Source organism: Luteimonas sp. MC1828 (assembly GCF_016461615.1).
In the GTDB taxonomy this organism is placed as follows: Bacteria; Pseudomonadota; Gammaproteobacteria; order Xanthomonadales; family Xanthomonadaceae; genus Luteimonas.
Map to the genome: position 1 here is coordinate 144098 of NZ_JAEMNY010000001.1, position 19623 is coordinate 163720.

Consider the following 19623-nt stretch of genomic DNA (forward strand, 5'->3'; position numbering starts at 1 on the left):
GCACGGGTCGCCGACGGTGACCCGTGCGCGGCGTCTATGCCAGGCCGGCCGGCCGCAGTTCGATGCCCAGCGCCGGCGCGATCGCACGCATCGCCTCGTCGTCGCGGCTGAGCGCAATCCAGCCGGCGGTGGTCTCGGTGCCGGTTTCCCACACCCACAGGGTGTAGCCGTAGGCGCGCAGCGCGTCGTAGGCCACGTGCAGCAGGTCGGCGATGCTGGCGTCGGCGAGGAACTCGTCGTCGGTCGGATCCTCGACGCCCCAGTCGAGCTCGAGGTTCCAGCGCGAGACGAGCTCGGTGATGCTTTCCACGAACGCGGCGGCATCGTCGTCGTGCACCTGGAAGCCGGACTTCCAGTCGATGATGTCCTTCAGCACCCAGGCCGGCTCGAACTCGTCTTCGCCGGCATCGGCGGTCGCGTCCTGGTAGGCGGCGAACTGCTGCAGCGCGGTCTCTTCGTCGCCGGGGTTGAGCAGCAGCAGCAGCTGCCAGACCAGCGTCTCGTTGCCGGCGTCCTCGTCGATTTCCAGGTCGGGGTCGAATCCACCCGCGTAGTTGTCGTCGGGGTCGAATTCGCTGTCGGGAGCGTGCATGGCGGGTGGTCCGGTGCGGGGCGCACAGGATAAGCGCAGCGTGGTGGCCAGGGCGTCGCGTCTCCGCTCCGCGCGCGCTGGCGGCGGCCATGGGACCATGGCCGGCCCATGCTGCCAGACCCGCCCATGCCGCCCGAACCCGGCTCCGCCGCGCCCGCGCCCGACGAGGCCCAGGTGTTCACGTTCAGCCCGATCGCCTACGTGCGCTCGCCGTATGCGCGCCGCATCGACGCGCCGCACCAGGCCACGGTGGTCGAAGGCACCGAGACCGGCGATGCGGTCGACGCGCATATCGAATTCATCGACACGCTGCCGGCGGCCGCGTTCCGCGACCTGGCCGGCTTCGCGCGGATCTGGCTGGTGTTCGTGTTCGACCGCAGCGAGGGCTGGAAGGCCGAGGTGAGGCCGCCGCGCGGCGGCGGCAAGCGCAGCGTGCTCGCCACCCGCGCGCCGCACCGGCCGAACGCGATCGGACTGTCTGCGGTGGAGCTGGTGGCGGTGGAGGCGCGCGCGCTGCGGGTGCGCGGGCTGGACCTCCTTGATGGCACGCCGGTGCTCGACATCAAGCCCTACGTGCCCTACGCCGACGCGTTTCCGGGGGCTGCGGCCGGCTGGATCGACGCGATCGACGCCCGCACCGGCCGTCATTCCGCGCCCGGGCCGCGGCGGCCGCGGACCCGCTGAACCGGCAGCCTGCCACTCCGCCGGGGCCGTGCAGGCGCGGCTCGCTGCGATCTTCAGGCGCCGGCGCTGTCGTTTGCGGCGCCCAGCCCGCAAACTATGCGCATGACCACGACCTCACCGGGCGCACCTGACGCCCGCGCCGACCTGCCCGGCGATACGCTCGAAGCGCGCCTGCGGGACGCCACCGATACCCTCGAAACCGTCGCCGCCGACCACGCGCTGCTCGACGCGCTGGACGACGCCACCCGCGAGCGCCTGCACCGCGCGCTGGCCGCGATCAGTGCGCCGGTCGATCCCGTGGCGCGCCGCCAGCGCCGCAAGCAGGCCAAGCGCAGCCGCGTGCTGGAAAAGAACCAGCGCGACGACGCGATCCTCGATGCCACCGGCATCCGCACGCTGCGCCGCCAGCCGGTATTCACCACGCCCAACTATTTCCCGCCGAGCGGTTTCAAGCCCCTCGACCTCGATGCCGATGTGCCGCCGCACCACGAGGCGCTCGAGCCGCAGCACTGCTACGTGTGCAAGCAGAAGTACACGCGCATCCACCATTTCTACGACCAGCTGTGCCCGACCTGCGCGGACTTCAATTTCGCCAAGCGCACCGAGCTCACCGACCTGACCGGGCGCGTGGCGCTGCTGACCGGCGGCCGGGTCAAGATCGGCTACCAGGCCGGCCTGAAGCTGCTGCGCTGCGGCGCGCGGCTGATCGTGACCACGCGTTTCCCGCGCGATTCCGCGGCGCGCTACGCCGAGGAGCCCGACTTCGCCGAATGGCACGACCGCCTGGAGATCTTCGGGCTCGACCTGCGCCACACGCCGAGCGTGGAGGCGTTCTGCAGCGAGCTGCTGGCCACGCACGACCGCCTCGATTTCATCATCAACAACGCCTGCCAGACCGTGCGCCGCCCGCCGGAGTTCTACGCGCACATGATGGCGGCGGAAACGGCCGCGCTGCACGACGCGCCCGAACACCTGCGCGCGCTGCTCGGGCGCTATGAAGGCCTGCGCGCCGAAGCGCTGCTGCCGGAAGGCGACAAGACCGCGTTGGCCGGTCGCGACCTGCGCCACGCCGCCGCCGCCGGCCTGACCCGCGCCGCCGAGCTGTCGCAGGTGCCGCTGCTGGCCGAGGAGCTGCTGGGCCAGTCGCATCTGTTCCCGGAAGGCCGCCTGGACCAGGACCTGCAGCAGGTCGACCTGCGCGGCCGCAATTCATGGCGGCTGCTGATGGACGAGGTGCCGTCGGTGGAGCTGCTGGAAGTGCAGCTGGTCAACGCGATCGCGCCGTTCCTGATCAACGCGCGGCTCAAGCCGCTGATGCTGCGCACCGCCGACGGCAGCCCGCCCACGCGCGACCGACACATCGTCAACGTGTCGGCGGTCGAAGGGCAGTTCTACCGCAACTTCAAGACCACCCGGCACCCGCACACCAACATGGCCAAGGCCGCGCTCAACATGATGACGCGCACCTCGGCCGCCGATTACCACGGCGACGGCATCCACATGAATTCCGTCGACACCGGCTGGGTGACCGACGAGGATCCGGTGGAAATCGCCGCGCGCAAGACGATCGAAGAGCGCTTCCATCCGCCGCTCGACATTGTCGACGGCGCGGCGCGCATCGTCGATCCGATCATCGCCGGGCTCAATACCGGCGAGCACGTGTGGGGCCAGTTCCTGAAGGACTACAAGCCGACCGACTGGTAGCAGCCGGTCGCGGGGGACGCCGGGTTGCGCGGTTCGGCGCGCCCCGGCCGGGTCCCGGGTGGACGTGCCTCAGCCCGGCGCCGTCGGCGCGCGCAGCACCGATTTCAGGCCGGTCTTGAGCTTGGCATGCGCCGTGATGCCGGCGGCGGCGAACGACGACTTCCATTCCTCGTACTGTTCGTCGAACTCCGCGAGTTCCGCAGGCGTGAACAGGTCACGCGCGGAGGCGAACATCTCCTTCTCCTCCTCCTTCGCGTGGTGGTCGATGAATTCGCCCAGCACCTTGACCGAGCCGGCGAACTGGCGCGAGGTCTTTTCGGACGCGTGCAGGTCGGGCAGCACGGTCAGCTCCACCGCGCGATGCTCCTGGATCGCTTCGGCATGCTGCAGCAGCTGCTCGTGCGAGGCACGCTTGGCGAAGGCGGGGTAGAACACCAGCTCTTCCCACTTGGCGTGCGGAATCAGGTTGGCCTCGATCTTCTCCAGCAGGTCGGCACGCGTCTTTTCGGCGCGGTCGGTGGTGGCATTGATCTGGTCGAAGAGGCCGCGGAGGGCGTCGTGCTCCTTCTTCAACGTCGCGAGGATGCTGCGCATTGGCGTCTGCTCGTGCGGGAGGGGTGGATATCGAACCGCTCCGGGGCGGATGCCGGCGTGAAGAAGTGGCCCCGCCGCCCGCGGCGGATCACTCGGCGACGTACAGCCGCTGGCAGGTGTCGCACCAGAAGGCGCGCCGCTGCGCACGGCCGAGGTGCTTTCGGAAGGTCAGCGGAGTGCCGTCGCGCGGGCAGCTCCGCCTGGTGTGAACCTGGTAATTCTTCTTCAGCACGAAGGCCTTCTTCCAGCGGTAGAAGTCGAAGCTGTATTCACGCGCCTGCGTGACCAGCTCCGACAGCTTGCGCGCGGGCAGGGCGCCGACCGTGCTTTCCGGGTGCACGCGGATCCGGTGCAGCACCTCGTTCTTGATGATGTTGCCCACGCCGGCAAACACGTCCTGGTCGAGCAGCACGTCCGAGGCCAGCGCCTCCGGTTGCGCGCGCAGCTTGCGCCGCGCCAGCGCCGGGTCCCAGGCGTCGTCCATGACGTCGCCGCGCCAGTCATAGCTGTCGTCGAGCGCACCTTCGACGAAGCGCACCGAACAGGCATAGAAGTTGAGTTCCTCGCCCTTGCTGAAGCCCAGGCTCAGGCGCGGCGGCGTGGCCTTGCCCGCGTTGATGCGGTAGCTGCCGAACAGCAGGAGGTGGATGCGCAGGCTGAAGCCGTGGAACTCAAGCAGGAAGTGCTTGCCCCAGCTGCGCACGGCAATCAGCTTGCGGTTGCGCATGCGCTCGATGTCCTGCGTGCTGTTGCCCGAAACGCGCAGCACCTTGCGGCCGGCGAAGCGCGCGGCATCCTCGCGCAGCAGGACGATGGAAGGACCTTCCGGCATGGCGGCGAGTATCGCCACGGTGGGTGACACGCATGTCAACGCGTGGTGCCTGCCCGTGCGCCTGGCAGCGGCACGTCGCCGCATCCGCGGCTTCACCGAGTCACGGGAGGACGGATGTTATCGGTTGTGCCGACGCCTCTCGATCCGGTCCGCGCATGCCACGTTCCCCTGCCGCCAGCACCGCGGTCCGCACCGGCACCGCCGGCTGGTCGATCGCCGCCGGCCATCGCCAGCTGTTCGCTGCCGGTGACAGCATGCTCGCCACCTACGCGAGCCGCTTTGCGATGGCGGAGATCAACTCTTCGTTCCACCGTCCGCACCGAAGGGCCACATACGAGCGCTGGGCGGCCACGGTGCCCGCAGGCTTCCGGTTCTCGGCCAAGCTGCCGAGGACGATTACCCACGACCATCGCCTGCAGGCCGCTGGCCCGCTCCTCGATGCCTTCCTCGACCAGGCCGGTGGGCTGGGCGGCAAGCTCGGCTGCCTGCTGGTGCAGCTGCCGCCGAGCCTCGCGTTTGATGGCCGCGTGGCGGCCACGTTCTTCGCCATGCTGCGCCGGCGCTGGGCGGGCGGCATCGCCTGCGAGCCACGCCACGCCAGCTGGTTCGCGCCGCGCGTCGACGCGCTGTGGCAGCGGCACCACATCGCACGGGTTGCGGCGGATCCGGCGCCGGTCGCGGCCGCCGCGGAACCGGGAGGCGACCCGGCGCTGCGCTACTGGCGCTGGCACGGCGCGCCGAGGATGTACTACAGCGACTACGACGCCGATGCGCTGGCGGCGCTTGCGAAGCGGGTCGCCGCCGCGACGCCGCGCGGCAGCGCGGCCTGGGTGGTGTTCGACAACACCGCGCACGGCCATGCCACACCGAATGCCGCCGCGTTCCAGGCGCTTGCGGTCAGCTGACGCGTCGGGGCGTGCATGCCTTCACCGCTGCGACTACGCTGTGCATCGTTTCCGAACCCAGGCGGACAGCCCCCATGGCGATCCCTGAATCCGACATCCAGCCCGGCTGGATCTACAGCACCACCCGCAAGCAGGAGCGCCTGGTGCTGGGCCGCGACCGCGACGGCCGCATCGTCTACGTGTCGAAGGGCCGCAACATCGCCGGGCCGTTCCTCAACTGCCACGTGCGGATCACCGCCAGGCAGTTCGCGGAGCGCGCGACCGGCAAGCTGCGTTTCATCGACGACGTGAAGCCGTACATCATCGCCAACAAGGCGACCACGGTCGTCGTGGGGCCGCAGCCGCGCCGCGGTGGCGTGGTGCCGGAGCACATGCTGACCTCCCCGGCGCGCGGGACCGGCGCAGCCGACTGACCCGTAGCACCCGGAGGGGAGCGCGCCATGGGCACGCACGTCGTCGACAACCAGCCGCCGGAGTTCGCGCCGCGCGACCTCTGGGCGGATGACGCCGTCCTGCGCGAAGCGCTGGCGCGCGAGGGCGCGGCGTCATTCGCGTCGCACGTGGCCGGGTATGGCGCGATCGCCGGCGGCGAGCTGCTGGCGCTGTCGCACGACGCCCATCGCGACCGCCCGCGGCTGCGCACGCACGACCGCTTCGGCCAGCGCATCGACGTGGTGGAGTTCCACCCCAACTACCACCGGCTGATGCAGGTCGCGGTGGAGCACGGTGTCGCCGGCCTGTCCTGGGCGCAGCCCGGCGCGGGTGCGCACGTCGCGCGCGCGGCGCTGAGCTACCTGCACCATCAGGTGGAGCCCGGTACCAGCTGCCCGCTGACCATGACCCATGCCGCGGTGCCGGCCCTGCGCCAGGCCCCGGCGCTGCGCGGGTGGGCGGACAAAGTGGCCAGCTGCCGCTACGACGCATCGGATGTCGCAATAAGCGCCAAGCCGGGCGTCACCATCGGCATGGGCATGACCGAGAAGCAGGGTGGCAGCGACGTACGCGCCAACACCACCACCGCCACGCCGCTGGCCGATGGCGATGCCGTGGCGGGCGATGCGTACGCGCTGCGCGGGCATAAGTGGTTTTTCTCGGCGCCGATGTCCGACGGCTTCCTGGTGCTGGCGCAGGCGGCGGGTGGATTGAGCTGCTTCCTCATGCCGCGGCGCCTGCCCGACGGTGGCCGCAACGCATTCACGCTGATGCGCCTCAAGGACAAGCTCGGCGACTGGTCGAACGCGTCGTCGGAGGTGGAATTCCAGGGTGCGACCGCGTGGCGCGTGGGCGACGAGGGCCGCGGCGTCGCCACCATCCTGCAGATGGTGATGCTCACGCGCCTCGACTGCATGCTCGGCTCGGCCGCCGGCACGCGCATGGCGCTGGCGCAGGCGATCCACCATTGCCGGCACCGCAGCGCGTTCGGCAAGCGCCTCGCGGAGCAACCGCTGATGCGCAACGTGCTGGCCGACCTGGCGATCGAATCCGAGGCCGCGCTGGCGCTGGCGATGCGCGTGGCGCGGGCCGTGGATGCGGCGCCTCACGATCCGCGCGAGGCCGCGTTCGCGCGCGTCGCCACCGCGGTCGGCAAGTACTGGATCTGCCGCCGCGCGCCGGCGCTGGTCAACGAAGCGCAGGAATGCCTGGGCGGCGCCGGCTACATCGAGGAATCGCTGCTGCCGCGGCTGTACCGCCAGGCACCATTGAATTCAATCTGGGAAGGCAGCGGCAACATCCAGTGCCTCGACGTGCTGCGTGCGCTGGCGCGCGAACCGGAGGCCGGCGCGGCGTTGCTGGCCGAGATCGACGCCGCGCGTGGCCTGCACCCGGCGCTGGACGCCGCACTCGTGGTCTTGCGCGAGGCCCTGCCGGACGCGGGCGAGGCCGGCGCACGCCTGCTGGTCGAACGCATCGCGCTCGCGCTGCAGGCGTCGGTGCTGCTGCGCGCCGGCAGCCCCGCGGCCGAGGCGTTCTGTCGCAGCCGCCTGGGCGGTGCGCACGGCTTGGCGATGGGTACGTTGCCGGCAGGGCTGGCGACGCACGCCGCCATCGAGCGCGCGCTTCCAGGTTGAGATCCTCGCCGTGCGTGCCGCGCTTCGGCGCGCGCATCGATACCGGCTATGCGTCGACGGACGCGCCCTGGACATCCAGGAACTGCAGCCGCGCAAGCTCCGCGTACAGCCCGTTCTGCGCCATCAGCTCGGCGTGGGTGCCCTCGGCGACGATGCGCCCGGCGTCCACCACCACGATGCGGTCTGCCTTGAGCACTGTCGCCAGGCGATGCGCCACCACCAGCGTGGTGCGGCCGGCCATCAGCCGCTCCAGCGCGTGCTGCACGGCGCGCTCGCTCTGCGCGTCGAGCGCGGAGGTGGCTTCGTCGAGCAGCAGCACCGGTGCGTCGCGCAGCAGCGCGCGAGCGATGGCGATGCGCTGCTGCTGGCCGCCGGAGAGGCGCGCGCCGCGTTCGCCCAGCTGCTCGTCGTAGCCGGCCGGCAGGGCGGTGATGAAGTCGTGCGCCTCGGCGGCACGCGCGGCGGCTTCGACTTCGGCGTCTGTCGCCTCCAGGCGGCCGTAGCGGATGTTGTCGCGCGCGCTGGCGGCGAAGATCGTCGGCTGCTGCGGCACCACCGCGATCGCGCCGCGCAGCTCGATCGGGTCGAGCGTGCGCAGGTCCACGCCGTCCAGCGTCAGCGCGCCGGACTGCGGGTCATAGAAGCGCAGCAGCAGGGAGAACACCGTGCTCTTGCCGGCGCCCGACGGGCCGACCAGCGCGACGGTCTCGCCCGGCGCCACGGCCAGCGTGAAGCCGTGCAGCGCCGGCATGTCCGGGCGCGACGGATAGTGGAAGGTCACGTCGCGCAGCGCGACTTCGCCGCGCACCGGGCGGGGCAGGGCGGCGGGCGTGTCCGGGGTGGACACCAGCGCGCGCTCCTCGAGCAGTTCGCTGATGCGCCCCATGCCGCCGGCGGCCTTCTGCAGTTCGTTCCAGACCTCGGCCAGCGCGCCCACCGAGCCACCGCCGAACAGCGCGTACAGCACGAACTGGCCAAGCGTGCCAGCGGTCATCGAGCCGGCGGCCACGTCGTGCGCGCCCGACCACAGCACCAGGGTGATCGCGCCGAACACCGCGGTGATCGCGACCGCGGTCACCATCGCCTGCACGGTGATGCGGCGGCGCGCGGTGGCGACCGACATGGCCACGGCCGCGCCGAAGCGCGCGCGCTCGTGTTCCTCGCGGGCGTGTGCCTGCACCGTGGACACCGCGCCCAGGGTTTCATTGGCCAGTGCGTTGGCATCGGCGATGCGGTCCTGGCTCTGCCGCGAGATGCGCTGCAGGCGGCGCCCGCCCAGCACCAGCGGCAGCACGAAGAGCGGAATACCGACCAGCGTCCACAGCGCCAGCCTGGGGCTGGTGACCACCATCATCGCCACGCTGCCCAGCACCATCACCGTGCTGCGCAGGGCCACCGACATGCTGGTCGCCACCACGCTGCGCAGCAGCTCGGTATCAGCCGTGAGGCGCGAGACCAGCTCGCCGGAGCGGCTGCGCGAGAAGAAGGCCTGGTCCAGCCCGATCAGATGCCCGTACAGCTGGTTGCGCAGGTCGGCGACCACCCGCTCGCCGAGCAGCGACACGAAGAAGAACCGTGCCGCCGTGGCCAGCGCCAGCGCCACCGCGACTGCCAGCAGCAGGCCGAAGGCGGCGTCGATGCCGGAGCCGCTGGCAAAGCCGCGGTCGATCATGAAGCGCACCGCCACCGGCAGGCTGAGCGTGGCGGTGCTGGACGCGATCAGCGCGAGCAGCCAGGCCACCAGCAGGCCCTTGTGCCGCGCCAGGAACGGCAGCAGGCCGCGCAGGCTTGCGAACGGCGCCTTGCGGTCGCCGACGGGCGTCGTGTCGCCGGGTGGCGCGTTGCTGCCGTCGGCTGCGGGGGGTGGGCTTGCCTGCCGGGACGTTTGCGAGAATCGGGCCATCAGCCATTGTCGCCGATGCGCACGCGGTCGCGGGTGGCGTCGCGCAGGCGCGTACGGAAGCCTTCCACGGCATCCGCAGGCAGCCGCAGATGGAAGTGCGCGCCGTCGGCGTCGAAGGTCTCCGCCAGCTTTTCGACGGCGAATGCCGCAAGCGCCGCATGCACTTCCCCGCAGTCGGCGAAGCCGCAGGCCACGCGCAGCTCCACCATGTCGATGACGTCGCGCCGCGGCGCCGTGCGCAGGCACTCGGCGGCCGCGCCGCCATAGGCGCGCACCAGGCCGCCGGCGCCGAGCTTGATGCCGCCGTACCAGCGCGTCACCACCACCGCCACGCCGTCCAGCCCCTGGCCATCGATGGCGGCGAGGATCGGGCGACCGGCGGTGCCGGCGGGTTCGCCGTCGTCGCTGGAGCGGTAGCCGGCGCCGATCCGCCACGCCCAGCAGTTGTGGGTGGCATCGAGCACCGACACGGCGGCCATGAACGCGACCGCTTCGTCGGCCGATTCCACCGGCGCGGCGTGGGCGAGGAAGCGGCTGTGGCGGACGAGGATCTCGTGGGTCGCGGGCGCGGCCAGGGTGGTGCGCATTACGGCAGCAGCACCCGCAGGTCGCGCGGCACGGCCACGTCGGGATAGCGGCGGCGGAATTCGTCGAAGCTGGCGCGTGCCTCGGCATAGCGCTCTTCGGCCACCAGCTCGCGGATGCGCGCCAGCCACGCCTCGCGCACTTCCGGGGCGTCGGCCGAGGCCGGAGGGGCATCGTCCAGCGGCTGGTCGTACGCGTGGTCGTCTTCCACCGGCGGCGGAGGCGCGGGCGCTGCTTTCGCGGCTGCCGCCGCGGCGGGACGTGCCGCGTCCTGTGGCGTGCGCATCGCACGCCGTTGCGCGGCGTCTGCAGCTTCGTCCTCGGCCCGGCGCAGGCGCTCGGCGTCGGCCTGCTGTCCGGCTTCGCGTCGTGGAGCGACAGCGGCGGCCGTGGGCTCCGGCGCGTCGAACACGACAGGCGCCGGCGGCGGTGGCGCTGGCGGAGCAGGCGGCATCTCCATCACGGGCGTTGCGTCATCGGGCGGTGCGGAAGGTGTGCCGGATGCGGCCATCGACCGCGCGGCTGCCGGTCGCGGCTCGGCGCGCGACGCTGCGTCCTGGGTGGTGTCGGCTGGTGCGCTGCTGGCGGGCGCCGCCACCTGCATCTCCGCGGCAGGCGCCGGGCGTGACTGCGCATCGCCCATGTCGCGGGACGCAGCCGCGCGCGGCGCTTCGTCCGGTACTTCGATCGCGTCGCCCTGCGGACGGATCTGCCAGGCCACGCCGACGGCAAGCACCAGCGACGCCGCCAGACCCGCACCGGTCGCCCACGCCATGCGCGGGCGACGGGTACGGCGTGGCGCCACGGCAGTCTCGTCGCGCGCCGCCTTGCGTGCCGTTGCCAGGATCGCGGCATCCAGCGTGGGCGACGGCCCGGTGGACGGCCGGTCGCGCGCGAGCAACGCCGCGAACTCGCGCTCCTCGTGGTCCAGCGGGGTTCCGGGTGGAGGGACGCGGCTCATGCCGGGCGCTCCTGCGCGGCAACGGACGCGGCAGGGCCGTCACCGCCATCGGCGGGTTGCAAGCGCTGGCGCAGCTTGTCCATGGCGTAGCGCAGCCGCGACTTGACGGTTTCGCGGCCGACGCCGGTGATCACGCCGATCTCCTCGAGGCTGAGTTCCTGCTCCAGGCGCAGCACCAGGACCTCGCGTTGTTCGGGCGGCAGGGCATCCAGCGCCAGCTGCAGGCTGCGGCGCGATTCGAACGCCGACAGATTGCGTTCCGGCGTGTCCGGATCCTCCACGCGTTCGGTGCGCAGGTCTGCATCCGCAGGCGCGGGCGGGCGATGCTGCATCGACCGCCAGTGATCGTTCATGCGGTTGTGCGCGATGCGATAGAGCCACGTCGAAAAGCCGGCATCGGGCCGCCAGTCCGGGCGCGCGGCGATCACGCGCTGCCAGGTGTCCTGGAACACTTCGTCGGCCAGCCCGGGGTCGCGCAGCAGGCGCAGCAGGTAGCGGTGCAGGCGCTGGCGATGGCGCGCGTACAGACGTTCGAACGCAGCGACATCACCGCCTGCCCAGGCCAGCATCAGCAACTCGTCGCTGCCTTCGGAACCGTCGTTGGCGGCGCGCTCGTCCATCGCCGCGAGGGTACGGGTTGCACGCCGCGGCGGGAAGCCCGTGCGGCTCGCCGCGCGACCATGCATCATGCGCGGACCGGTCGTGGGGGGCGGCCTGGATGCCTTGCCGGCCGCGGGCGCGTTCAGCGTTCTTCCTGAAGGGTTCTCGTGTGGGAGGAGAGGTCGCGCGTGCAGGCAGTGCTGGATCTTCCGATAGTGGCCACGCCGCGCGAGGGCGACCTTGCGGGGCTCGCGGACGTGCTCGCGCAATCGCTGCCCACCGGGTCGGGCGTGGTGGTGTGCTGGAGCGATCCGCGCATCGGCGTCGGCATGTCGGCGGTCGAGGGGGTGCCGGCGGCGCTGCGCGCCCACGCGCTGGCATTGACCGGCGGTGAAGCGCACGCCGGCGACGCCGCGGCGATCGACGAGGCATGGAGCAGCGGCGGGGCCTCGCTGGCCATCGCCGCACGGCTGCCCGAACCGCTCACGCCCGCCTCGCTCGACGCCTGGCGGGCGCTGGCGCGGCGCGTGGTCACCGCCACGCTGTCGGCGGCCCAGGGCGAAGCGCGCATCGCATCGCTGCAGAAGTCCGAACGCCTGCAGCAGGCGCTCTACGAGATCGCGGACGTCGCCGGCTCCGGACTGGACATGCAGGACGTACTGGCGCGCATCCACGGCGTGGTCGGCGGCCTCATGTCGGCCGAGAATTTCTACATCGTGCTCTACGACGATGTCCGCGAAACCGTCCGCTTCCTGTACTTCGCCGACCAGCGTGATCCCTGGGTGGCCGAGCCGGACACCGAGATCGCGCTGTCCGACATCCCCAACAGCCTGACGGTGGCCATGCTGCGCCATGGCCAGCCGCTGCTCGGGCCGTCGGCGCGCATCCGCCGCCAGCTCAACGTCGATCGCGACCAGTTCCATGGCCCCGACAGCGCGGACTGGCTGGGCGTGCCGATGCGCCGCGACAGCCGCGTCAGTGGCGCGATCGTGGTGCAGAGCTACGACAAGCCCGATTGCTACAGCGACGAGGACCGCGTGCTGCTGGAGTTCGTGGCCCAGCACATCCTGACCGCGCTGGACCGCAAGCACGCACACGCCGAGCTCGAGCGCCGCGTCGACGCGCGCACGCGCGAACTGCAGCGGGCCAACCAGGTGCTGCAGGCGGAGATCGTCGAGCGCCAGCGCGCCGAGCGCCTGCAACGCGCGCTGTTCCGTATCAGCGAGCTGTCCGTCACCGCCGGCAGCGTGGAAAGGTTCTACGCCGACCTCCACGCCGTGGTGGGCGAGTTGCTGTACGCGCGCAACTTCTACATCGCCATGGTGTCGGCCGACGGCAAGCACATCGAGTTCCCGTACTCGGTCGACGAACGCGACGTCGTGCGCCGGCGGCGGCGGATGACCAAGGGGCTGAGCGAGTACGTGATCGAACACGGCCGCGCGCTGCTTGCCGACCGCGCCAGGATCGCGGAGCTCGAAGCCAGTGGCGAGCTCCGCCACCACGGCAGCCTGGCCTACTGCTGGCTCGGCGTGCCGCTGTCGCGCGACGGCGTGGTGGTGGGCGTGATCGCGGTGCAGAGCTATTCGCCCGACATCGGCTTCAGTGGGCGCGACCAGGGGCTCCTGACCTTCGTCGCCGACCACATCGGCGGTGCGCTGGCGCGAAAGCGCACGCAGGAGCACCTCAAGGCCGCGCACGCCGAGCTCGAGTCGCGCGTGGAGGCGCGCACCCGCGAGCTCGAGAGCGCCAACCGCGAGCTGCGCGCGCAGGTGGGCGAGCGCCTGCGCGCCGAAGAGCGCCTCATCCACCAGGCGCGTCACGACCACCTCACCGGCCTGCCCAACCGCACCTACCTGCTGGAATCCCTGGACACCGCCGTCGCCGAGACGCGCAGCCAGGCGCGCGGGCCGTTCGCGGTGCTGTTCCTCGACCTGGACCGCTTCAAGCTGGTCAACGACAGCGTGGGCCACGCCGCCGGCGACGAGATGCTGGTGGAAGCCGGCCGGCGCATCGGCAGCATGCTGCGCGACGGAGACGTGGTCGCGCGGCTCGGGGGCGACGAGTTCGCGGTGCTGCTGGCCGACGCCGCCGACGGCGACGTGGCGCAGGGCGTCGCGGCGCGCATCCTCGCCGCGCTGGGCGAGCCGATGTGGATCGCCGGGCGCGAGCTGTTTCCGTCGGCCAGCGTCGGCATCGCCCTGTGGCAACCACGCTACCGCCACGGCGAGGACCTGCTGCGCGATGCCGACGCGGCGATGTACCGCGCCAAGGCGCGCGGGCGCGACCGCAGCGAGCTGTTCGACGAGAACATGCGCGCCGAGGCGACGCGCCTGCTGGACCTCGAAGCCGACCTGCGGCGCGCGATCCTGACCGACGCATTCGAGCCGTACTTCCAGCCGATCGTCGACCTGTCCAGTGGAGAAGTCGTTGGCCACGAAGCGCTGCTGCGTTGGAACCACGAGCAGCGCGGCCCGCTGCAGCCGTCCGAGTTCATCGGCGTCGGCGAGGACAGCGGCCTGATCGAGCAGGTGGACTGGCTGCTGTACCGGCGCGTGTTCGAATGGATGACCTGCGTCCAGCGCGGCCACGTCTCCATCAATGTCTCGCCGCGCCACTTCCACTCGGAGAATTTTGCCGAGCGCCTGCTGCAGATGCTCGACGACGCCGGCGCCGACCCCGCGCGGCTGCGCATCGAGATCACCGAGGTCGCGCTGCTCGACGACGCGCCGCGCGCGCTGCGCATGCTCAACAGCCTGCGCGAACGCGGCGTACTGGCGTTGCTCGACGATTTCGGCACCGGGTTCTCGGCACTGTCGTACCTGCACCGCTTCCCGATCCACGCGCTGAAGATCGACCAGAGCTTCGTGGCGGGCCTCGACGGCGAGATGCATCCCGAGAGCCTGGCGCTGGTGCGCGCGATCCTGGTGCTTGCGCGCACGCTGGGCATCCAGACCGTCGGCGAAGGCGTGGAAACCACCGCGCAGGCACAGACGCTCAAGCAGCTCGGCTGCACCTATGGCCAGGGCTATCTGTTTGGACGCCCGCTGCCTGCACCGGCCACGGGGCACCGGCCGCGCTGAGCGTGGACGGTCGGTGCCCGCGGCCATCGCTTCAGTCGGCCGGGCGCGCGACGTCGCCACCGGTGGCGATGCGGCCGGCTTCGACAAGCTCCGCGAACTCCGCGCGCAGGCCCCAGCGGTCTTCTCCGCGGCTGGCGCGCGCGCTGCGCGCGATGGCATCCCAGTCCCAGCCATCGATATTGCGCCCGCCGCGCAGCGCGTCGGCGAACGCCGCCACGGTGGCCGCGAAGCGCAGCGACGCGCTGGCCTCGGCGCGGATCGCGTCGCGACGCACGGGCACGTCGATCAGGCGGCTGTCGTCCTCGCCCGGGCGCTTGTAGCGCAGGCGCAGGTGCGCGAGTTCGTCGCCGCGCGCGGGCTGCGCCTGCGTGGCACCGTAGCGCAGCGCCGGCAGCCGTTCGGCGCCCGACCCGACCAGGGTGACCTCGTACAGCGCGGTGACCTCGTGGCCGGCGCCGATGTCGCCGGCGTCAACCCGATCGTTGGCGAAGTCCTCGCGCTGCAGCATTCGGTTCTCGTAGCCGACCAGGCGGTACTCGGAGACCACCGCCGGGTTGAACTCGACCTGCACCTTGACGTCGCGCGCGATGGTCAGCAGCGTCGCCGACATCTCCTCCACCAGCACCTTGCGGGCCTCGAGCACGGTGTCGATGTAGGCGTGGTTGCCGTCGCCGACATCGGCCAGACGCTCGGCCATCGCGTCGTTGTAGTTGCCCTGGCCGAAGCCGAGCGTGGTCAGCGCGATGCCGGACTTGCGCTGGTCGCCGACCAGCGTCTCCAGCGCCGCGCGATCGACCGTGCCGACGTTGAAGTCGCCGTCGGTGGCCAGGATCACGCGGTTGGCGCCGCCGGCCACGAAGCCCTGGCGCGCCATCGCATAGGCGAGCGTGATGCCTTCGCCGCCGTTGGTGCTGCCCCCGGCCTGCAGGCGCTCCAGCGCGGCGATGATCTCGCCCTGGCGGTTGCCGGGCGTCGGCGGCAGCACCAGGCCGGCGGAGCCGGCGTAGGCCACGATCGACACCCTGTCCTGCGCGCGCAGCTGCGCGGCCAGCGCCGCGAATGCCTGCTTCAGCAGCGGCAGCTTGTCTTCGGAATGCATCGAGCCGGAGGTGTCGACCAGGAACACCAGGTTGGCGGGAGGCAGCTCCGCCTTCGGCACGTCATAGCCCTTCAGGCCGACCATCATCAGGTGGCGCTTCGGGTTCCACGGTGCCGGGGCGATCTCGATGGTCGCGCGGAACGGCACGTCGCGACTGGCGGGAGCCGCATGGCCATGACGGAAGTAGTTGATGAACTCCTCGGCGCGCACCGCGTCCGCCGGCGGGCGCACGCCCTGGCGCAGCATGCGGCGCACGTTGCTGTAGCTGCCGGTGTCGACATCCACCGAGAAGGTCGACACCGGCTGTTCCGACACGCGCTGCACCGGGTTGTCGGTGCGCGCGGCGTACTGCTCGGTGTTGGCGGGCGGAGGAGCGAACATCGGCGGTGCAGGGGGCGGAGACGGGATGTACGCGCGCTGTGCCGCCGCCGCGGTGCGCTCGACGCGCTCGCGGGCCATCGCATCGGCCGCCATGGCCCGCTGCTGCCCGCTCTCCATCGCCGTGGTCGGGGCAGGCGCATCGAAGATCACCGGTGGTGCCGAGGGCGCGGCCGCCTCGTGCTTCGCCGACTGGCAGGCCGCGAGCAGCAGGGTGGCGGCCAGTGCGGTGGCCAGGGTGTGTCGGTTCATGGGCGGCTCCTGAGGTGGACCCCCAAGCCAACGCGCACCTGGCGTGAACGGGGTTGGGCGCCTCAGGCGGGCTCGCGGATCACCAGCAGGCGCGGCTCGGTCATGTCCTCGATCGCGCTGCGCACGCCCTCGCGGCCAAGGCCAGAGCCGCGCACGCCGCCATAGGGCATGTTGTCGACGCGGAAGCTGGGCACGTCGCCGACCACAACGCCGCCGACTTCGAGCGCATCCCAGGCGCGCATGGCGTGCGCGAGGCTGGCGGTGAACACGCCCGCCTGCAGGCCGAAATCGCTGTCGTTGGCGCGTGCCAGCGCGTCCTCGAACTCGTCGAACGGTTCGATGCACGCCACCGGCCCGAACGCCTCCTCGCGCATGAGTTCGGCCGTCCGCGGAACGTTCTCGAGCAGCGCCGCGGGCAGCATGTTGCCGACGCGCGCGTCGCCGGCCAGCTGCTTCGCGCCCGTCTTGCGCGCGGACTGGATCCACGCGTCCACGCGCTTCGCCGCCGCCTCGTCGATCATCGGCCCGATCACGGTGCGCTCGTCGCGCGGGTCGCCCATGCGCAGCGCCGCCACCGCGGCCTTGAGCTTGCGGCGCAGCGCCGGATACAGCGAGGCATGCACGTAGATGCGCTGCACGCTGATGCAGCTCTGCCCGGACTGGTAGTAGGCGCCGAACACGAGGCGCTCGACGATGTGGTCGAGGCTTGCGCCAGGGTCGGCGTCGACGATGCAGGCTGCGTTGCCACCGAGTTCCAGCGTCACCTTCTTGCGTCCGGCGCGCGCCTTGAGCTCCCAGCCGACCAGGCCGCCGGTGAAGCTCAGCAGCGCGATGCGCTCGTCTTCCACGAGCGCCGAGGCCGCCGCGTTGTCGCAGGGCAGCACCGAGAACGCGCCCTTGGGCAGTTCGGTTTCGGCCAGCACCCCGGCGATGATCAGCGCGCCCACCGGCGTTTTCGCCGCCGGCTTGAGCACGAACGGGCAGCCTGCGGCGATCGCCGGCGCCACCTTGTGCGCGACCAGGTTGAGCGGGAAGTTGAACGGCGTGATGAAGCTGCAGGCGCCCACCGGCACGCGCTTGACCATGCCGCGGTAGCCGCGTGTGCGCTCCGACACCTGCAGCTCCAGCACCTCGCCTTCAATGCGCGTGGCTTCGCCGGCGGCGATGCGGAAGGTATCGATGAGCCGGGTCACTTCGCCGCGCGCGTCGCGGATCGGCTTGCCGGCTTCGATGCACAGCGCCTGCGCCAGCTCGTCCGCGCGCTCGCCGAAGCGCCGCACGCAGTGCTCGAGGACATCGCGGCGGGCGTCAGGCGGGAACGCGGCCATCGCCGGGCGCGCCTTGTGGGCGGCCACGATCGCCTTGCGCACGGTGCCGGCATCGGCCAGCGCCACGCGCGTGGCGCGCGTGCCGGTGTACTTGTCGAGGACATCGAGATCGGTGTTGGCCGCCACCGCGCGGTTGGCGAGGTAGTAGGGATAGCTCGCGGCGAGGCCTTCGCGCTGCTTGCCGCCCGCGGCCGCGCCGTGCTTGCCGGATTTCGCCACCGTCGTTCTCCTCTGATCGCCCGTGCGCACGCACTGCAGGCGATTATGCGGAACCGCGGTGAGCACCGGGTCAGGCCGGCGCGGTGCTCATGTGTCCTCGCGCGGCTCCACGCGCACGCGCAGCGCGCCATCGACCAAGCGGGCATCGAGCACGTCGCCCGCGGCGGCATCGCCCGTGGTGCGCACCACGCGGCCGTCGGCGTGCTGGAGGATCGCGTAGCCGCGCGCGACGGTGGCCAGCGGACTCACGGCCTGCAGCGAGCGCGCCAGGCCGTGCAGGCGCAGGGCGTCGTCGCGCAGCCGTCGCGCCACTGCGGCCTGTGGGCGCGGCGCCAGGGTGGCGAGGCGTTCGCGCAGCGCCGCGAGACGTCGCGCCGGATGGGTCGCGCGCAGCACGGCATCGGCGTGGCGCAGGCCGGAGCGCCACTCCGCATCGCGCACGCGCCACGCGGCCTGCAGGCGTCGCAGTGCGTCCTGCTGGCGCTGGCCCAGTGCCAGCAGCCGCGCCTGCGGGCGCATGGCATTCAGGCGCAACGCGGCGCGGTCGGTGCGCTGCATCGCGTTGCGCAATTGCTGCAGGTGCAGGGCGCCCAGCCGCTGGTGCAGGCCACGCACGCGGGTGCCAATGTCGACGCGGTCGGGTACCAGCAGTTCGGCAGCCACCGACGGCGTCGGTGCGCGCAGGTCGGCGGCGAAGTCGGCGAGGCTGAAATCGGTCTCGTGGCCGACCGCGGACACCACCGGTACCGGCGAGGCGGCGATCGCGCGCGCCAGGGCCTCGTCGTTGAACGCCCAGAGATCTTCCAGCGAGCCGCCGCCGCGTGCCAACACGAGGACGTCGTAGCGGCCGCTCGCGCCCGCGCGCTCGAGCATGGTGCGGATCTGCGCTGCCGCGGCCTCGCCCTGCACGGGCACGGGCAGGACATCCACCTCGACCAGGGGGAAGCGCCGGGCCAGCACGCTGAGCACGTCGCGCACCGCGGCGCCCGACGGCGAGGTGATCACGGCCAGGCGCTTCGGGTAGGCGGGCAGCAGGCGCTTGCGGGCGTCGTCGAACAGGCCCTCGGCCTGGAGGCGTGCCTTCAGTTCTTCGAAGGCGCGGCGCAGGGCACCTTCGCCTGCTTCCTCCAGCGAGTCGAGGATCAGCTGGTAGTCGCCGCGCGCTTCGTACAGCGTGAGCCGGCCGCGCGCGATCACCTTCAGGCCGTCGCGGGGCTGGAACTTCAGCCATTGGCTCTTGGGCTTGAACAGGGCGCAGCGGACCTGGGCGCGGGCGTCCTTGAGGGTGAAATACAGGTGCCCCGAGGCGGGCCTGGAGACGTTGCCGAGTTCGCCTTCGACCAGGACGAACGGGAAGGCGTCCTCGAGCAGGCTGCGGGCAAGGGTGTTGAGCTGGGTCGGGGTAAGGATGTTTTCGGACGCGGCGGGCATGGCGTCAGGATACCGTGCAGCGGGGGCGCGCCTGAGCGCTGTTGGCTGGCAGGCCGTGGCCACCGGTTGTGGCAATGGCAGGGCCGTTGGCTGGCTGGCGGTTGGCAAGAACAGCGTCCTTGGCTGGCTGGCTGGCGGATTGGTGGGTACTTCGTGGGCGACCCCCTTTTGGATCGCTTGGTGTTTCCTCGGGACTTTGGTCGCAGCGAGGGTCTTTATGCCCACTGCGCACCCACCAACCCGCCATTGCGCGCTTCTCGCGGCCGCGGGAAAAGCACAGCCGCTCTGCCCCGGCATGCGTCAGCCGCGAGAAAGACTCGATCTTTGCGACGCTTTCCCTCAAGCCGCAGCGCCGGTGGCAGCGGAGGGTGTACGGGTACGCAGCCGGCATAAAGGGACCGCGCTGC

Annotated in this window: 16 protein-coding genes; 6 read left to right on the top strand and 10 right to left on the bottom strand. The window is 71.6% G+C overall.

Features of this window, described 5'->3' with window-relative positions; translation table 11 throughout:
- Positions 1 to 34: 34 nt before the first annotated feature.
- The gene (locus JHB91_RS00740; protein WP_199470816.1) at positions 35 to 592 is read right to left on the bottom strand and encodes a hypothetical protein; all 558 of its coding nucleotides are present in this window, start codon (positions 590 to 592) and stop codon (positions 35 to 37) included.
- A 126-nt stretch (positions 593 to 718) separates the two neighbouring features.
- Here JHB91_RS00740 and tsaA point away from each other — a divergent pair, with 126 nt between their 5' ends.
- A complete protein-coding gene (tsaA, locus tag JHB91_RS00745; RefSeq protein ID WP_199470817.1) occupies positions 719 to 1276 on the top strand; it encodes a tRNA (N6-threonylcarbamoyladenosine(37)-N6)-methyltransferase TrmO in 558 nt (185 codons plus the stop codon).
- Positions 1277 to 1378: 102 nt separating this feature from the next.
- Positions 1379 to 2980 carry an SDR family oxidoreductase gene (locus JHB91_RS00750; protein ID WP_199470818.1) on the top strand — a complete coding sequence of 534 codons (1602 nt, stop codon included), beginning with the start codon at positions 1379 to 1381 and terminating at the stop codon, positions 2978 to 2980.
- 69 nt (positions 2981 to 3049) lie between these two features.
- On the opposite strand, the gene JHB91_RS00755 is transcribed toward JHB91_RS00750, so the two are convergent.
- Both JHB91_RS00755 and JHB91_RS00760 read right to left on the bottom strand, forming a co-directional pair.
- Positions 3050 to 3574 (bottom strand): hemerythrin domain-containing protein, encoded by a 525-nt coding sequence (locus JHB91_RS00755; RefSeq protein ID WP_199470819.1) that lies wholly within the window; start codon positions 3572 to 3574, stop codon positions 3050 to 3052.
- A gap of 88 nt (positions 3575 to 3662) precedes the next feature.
- Positions 3663 to 4406 carry a DNA-formamidopyrimidine glycosylase family protein gene (locus JHB91_RS00760; RefSeq protein ID WP_199472600.1) on the bottom strand — a complete coding sequence of 248 codons (744 nt, stop codon included), beginning with the start codon at positions 4404 to 4406 and terminating at the stop codon, positions 3663 to 3665.
- Between the two features lie 155 nt (positions 4407 to 4561).
- Between JHB91_RS00760 and JHB91_RS00765 the strand changes: the two genes are divergently transcribed.
- The 3 genes from JHB91_RS00765 (at position 4562) to JHB91_RS00775 (ending at position 7380) form a co-directional block, all read left to right on the top strand.
- Positions 4562 to 5311, top strand: coding sequence for a DUF72 domain-containing protein (locus JHB91_RS00765; protein WP_199470820.1), 750 nt, complete (start codon positions 4562 to 4564; stop codon positions 5309 to 5311).
- Positions 5312 to 5385: 74 nt separating this feature from the next.
- On the top strand, positions 5386 to 5724 hold the full coding sequence (locus JHB91_RS00770; RefSeq protein WP_199470821.1) for a hypothetical protein: 339 nt from the start codon (positions 5386 to 5388) through the stop codon (positions 5722 to 5724).
- Positions 5725 to 5751: 27 nt separating this feature from the next.
- On the top strand, positions 5752 to 7380 hold the full coding sequence (locus tag JHB91_RS00775; RefSeq protein ID WP_199470822.1) for an acyl-CoA dehydrogenase family protein: 1629 nt from the start codon (positions 5752 to 5754) through the stop codon (positions 7378 to 7380).
- Between the two features lie 46 nt (positions 7381 to 7426).
- On the opposite strand, the gene JHB91_RS00780 is transcribed toward JHB91_RS00775, so the two are convergent.
- From JHB91_RS00780 to JHB91_RS00795, 4 genes are read right to left on the bottom strand one after another with little or no spacing between them, the layout of a single operon-like run.
- Positions 7427 to 9283 (bottom strand): ABC transporter transmembrane domain-containing protein, encoded by a 1857-nt coding sequence (locus JHB91_RS00780; RefSeq protein ID WP_199470823.1) that lies wholly within the window; start codon positions 9281 to 9283, stop codon positions 7427 to 7429.
- Positions 9283 to 9870: a YigZ family protein gene (locus tag JHB91_RS00785; protein ID WP_199470824.1), complete on the bottom strand. Its 588-nt coding sequence runs from the start codon at positions 9868 to 9870 to the stop codon at positions 9283 to 9285. The genes JHB91_RS00780 and JHB91_RS00785 overlap by 1 nt, the downstream gene beginning before the upstream one ends.
- Positions 9870 to 10829 (bottom strand): hypothetical protein, encoded by a 960-nt coding sequence (locus JHB91_RS00790; RefSeq protein ID WP_199470825.1) that lies wholly within the window; start codon positions 10827 to 10829, stop codon positions 9870 to 9872. Before JHB91_RS00790 ends, JHB91_RS00785 begins: the two co-directional genes overlap by 1 nt.
- The gene (locus JHB91_RS00795; protein ID WP_199472601.1) at positions 10826 to 11449 is read right to left on the bottom strand and encodes an RNA polymerase sigma factor; all 624 of its coding nucleotides are present in this window, start codon (positions 11447 to 11449) and stop codon (positions 10826 to 10828) included. Before JHB91_RS00795 ends, JHB91_RS00790 begins: the two co-directional genes overlap by 4 nt.
- A 195-nt stretch (positions 11450 to 11644) precedes the next feature.
- Here JHB91_RS00795 and JHB91_RS00800 point away from each other — a divergent pair, with 195 nt between their 5' ends.
- On the top strand, positions 11645 to 14509 hold the full coding sequence (locus JHB91_RS00800) for an EAL domain-containing protein (protein ID WP_343225031.1): 2865 nt from the start codon (positions 11645 to 11647) through the stop codon (positions 14507 to 14509).
- Positions 14510 to 14540: 31 nt separating this feature from the next.
- On the opposite strand, the gene JHB91_RS00805 is transcribed toward JHB91_RS00800, so the two are convergent.
- The 3 genes from JHB91_RS00805 to xseA form a co-directional block, all read right to left on the bottom strand.
- The gene (locus JHB91_RS00805; RefSeq protein ID WP_199470826.1) at positions 14541 to 16238 is read right to left on the bottom strand and encodes a VWA domain-containing protein; all 1698 of its coding nucleotides are present in this window, start codon (positions 16236 to 16238) and stop codon (positions 14541 to 14543) included.
- A 62-nt stretch (positions 16239 to 16300) separates the two neighbouring features.
- Entirely contained in the window at positions 16301 to 17692 is a 1392-nt protein-coding gene (locus JHB91_RS00810) for an aldehyde dehydrogenase family protein (protein WP_343225079.1), read from the bottom strand.
- A 180-nt stretch (positions 17693 to 17872) separates the two neighbouring features.
- On the bottom strand, positions 17873 to 19216 hold the full coding sequence (gene xseA, locus JHB91_RS00815) for an exodeoxyribonuclease VII large subunit (protein WP_199470828.1): 1344 nt from the start codon (positions 19214 to 19216) through the stop codon (positions 17873 to 17875).
- Positions 19217 to 19623: the final 407 nt, after the last annotated feature.